General features: G+C 62.4%; 3 protein-coding genes. All 3 read right to left on the bottom strand.

The genetic code is table 11. From position 1 onward, the window contains the following. Positions 1 to 41: 41 nt before the first annotated feature. Positions 42 to 1,655, bottom strand: a complete 1,614-nt coding sequence (tnpC, locus tag WKW79_RS36795; RefSeq protein WP_422824041.1) for an IS66 family transposase — start codon at positions 1,653 to 1,655, stop codon at positions 42 to 44. Between the two features lie 63 nt (positions 1,656 to 1,718). Further along, complete coding sequence (gene tnpB / locus WKW79_RS36790; RefSeq protein ID WP_340340158.1) at positions 1,719 to 2,081, bottom strand: IS66 family insertion sequence element accessory protein TnpB; 363 nt, start codon at positions 2,079 to 2,081, stop codon at positions 1,719 to 1,721. Beyond that, positions 2,048 to 2,449 carry a transposase gene (locus WKW79_RS36785; protein WP_340340157.1) on the bottom strand — a complete coding sequence of 134 codons (402 nt, stop codon included), beginning with the start codon at positions 2,447 to 2,449 and terminating at the stop codon, positions 2,048 to 2,050. Before WKW79_RS36785 ends, tnpB begins: the two co-directional genes overlap by 34 nt. Positions 2,450 to 2,526 lie beyond the last annotated feature (77 nt).

The following is a 2,526-nucleotide window of genomic DNA, read 5'->3' as shown; positions in this document are numbered from 1 at the left end:
GTATGCGTCCGGCAAACCCGTCTTGACGACGGGCACGGAGGTCAGTGCGTGGCGAACTCCGGCTGCCAACGATGTGGCAGCAAGTCGTCGATGCGGCTCGCCGGGTGGGTAGGCAGGCGTTCGAGGACATCCTTCAGGTACGCATAGGGATCGTGTCCGTTGATGCGTGCCGAGTGGACCAAGCTCATGATCGCCGCGGCACGCTTGCCAGCTCGCAGGCTGCCCGCGAACAACCAGTTGCCCCTTCCAAGAGCAATGGGCCTGATCTGGTTCTCAACCCAATTGTTCGAGATAGGGACGTCACCGTCCTCGATGTACCGCGTCAATGCTGGCCAGCGCTTCAGGCTGTAGTCGATCGCTTTGATCGTGGCCGAACCTGGTGGAACCTGTTGCCTCTGCAGGAGAAGCCATTTGTAGAGCAACGCGGCTACCCGGCGCGACTTGCGCTTGCGGATTCGTCGTCGCTCATCTGGGGGAAGTGGGCCGAGCTTCGCCTCGATCTTGAACAGCAACTGGAAGTACCGCAGCGCCTGTTCGCCAACCTTGCTGCCATGGTTGGCCCACAGCTCGTGGAATTTACGGCGTGCGTGGGCCATGCAATTTGCAGCCGTCACGCCCTTTGCAATGGTCGCGTTGTAGCCCGAGTAGCCGTCGGTAACGAGCGTGCCCTTCCAAGGGGTGTCACTGTCCTGGCCGAGGAATCTACGCACGTTCTCGCCGCTGCGCGTCTCTGCGAAGTTGAACACTACCGCCTTGGTTGAGTTGAAGCTGGTCGTGCAGTAGCTCCAGATGTAGGCCTTGTGGGTCTTCTTGTTGCCAGGCTTGAGCATGGCCACCGGCGTCTCGTCGGCGTGCAGCACGTCGTGGCGAAGCAGTTCGGCCTCCAGGGCGTCCACCAGCGGCTGCAGCTGCGCCCCGCATTCACCCACCCACTGCGCCAGCGTCGAGCGCGCGATGGCCATGCCGGCGCGTTGGAAGATGTGCTCCTGACGATACAAGGGCAGATGGTCGAGGAACTTGGCCACCAGCACCTGGGCCAACAGGCCTGCCGTAGGAATTCCCTTGTCGATGATGTGCGGCGCGACGGGGGCTTGCACCAGCTTCTCGCAATTCGCGCAAGCCCACTTGCCGCGAACATGGTGCTCCACCGTGAACACGCCCGGTTCGTAGTCGAGCTTCTCGGAAACGTCCTGGCCGATGCGCTTCATCTGGCAACCGCAGCTGCACACAGTGCTCTCGGGTTCATGGCGCATCTCACGCCGCGGCAGGTGCGCGGGCAGCGGCTGGCGCTTTGGCTGCTCCTTGTCCTTCTTGTCTTTGCCCTTGTTGTTGCCGGTGGCCCGTTCGATCTCGCCGGTGACTTCGGCAATGTCGCCATCGAGGGTCTCTTCCAGCAGGCTTGTCTGCTCGGCACTCAGGCCGGACCTGAACTTCTCGCTCGTGGCGGCGAACTTCAGGCGCTTGAGCACCGCCATCTCGTGCGTGAGCTTGTCGATCAGGTTTTGCTTGAAGGCAGCCTCGCGGTGCGCCCTCGCGATTTCATCGGCCTTGTCTCGCAGCTGCTCGTCCTTGGCCGACAGCTCACTCATCAACGCCAGCATGGCTTGGCGCATCTGCTCCGGATCCAACGAGTCCAACTGCTGGGAGGTGATCACGGAGGCCGATCGTGCCAGATGAAGTGCGCCAGTGGTATCGGCACATCCATCAGTTGCGCATCACTACAGAACGCGGATGATTCCAGCCTCGCCGATGCGTTGCCAGGGCAGCCCCAGAACGAGTGCGTTGAGCTGCGGTCTGCTGAGCGACAGCGTCCCCGTCGTGTCGTGTGGCCAGACGAACTTGCCGGCGTTCAGTCGCCTCGCGGCCAACCAAACGCCGATGCCATCGTGAACGAGAACCTTCATGCGGTTGGCGCGACGGTTGGCAAACAGGTAGGCGTGATGTGGACGGGCTTCACCGAAGACCTTCACCACACGGCCCAATGCCGCTTCGGTGCCTGCGCGCATGTCCATCGGCTCGACCGACAACCAGACTGCGTCAATGCGGATCACCGCAGCAACTCGCGCAGCCAGGTCCCGCATTCGGTAGCAAGTGCTGCCGGCCAGGTCACAACGACAGTCGTGGAGCCGCGCTTGACCTCCATGCGAATGTCGCTTGCCGGGGTGACTGGTGCAGGCAATTGCACAGGCACGAACGATGACGGCGAGGACTTCGGCTCAGAGCTCCGCAAGAGCTGCGGTGCGTTGCCTTCCGCCGGGTTGACCGACGGCACCTCCGCGTCGCGCACCCAGCGACGCAGCAAGTTCGCATTGATTCCCAGGGACATCGCCACCGATGCCATCGAGACGCCAGGCTGCGCTGCCGAGGCGACGGCGTTGGCCTTGAACTCGTCGCTATGCAGTCGGCGTCGCCGACGATCACCGGAAGCTTGGGGAGAGATAGTGTGCACGTATCCACCATGAGTTAGTGGATACGAGCATCCTTTGCTCCTACGGCGAATTCAAGATGGGTTCGCCGGACGCATAC

Source organism: Variovorax robiniae (assembly GCF_037889955.1).
In the GTDB taxonomy this organism is placed as follows: domain Bacteria; phylum Pseudomonadota; class Gammaproteobacteria; order Burkholderiales; family Burkholderiaceae_C; genus Variovorax; species Variovorax robiniae.
This window is presented reverse-complemented; position numbering and strand designations above follow the sequence as displayed.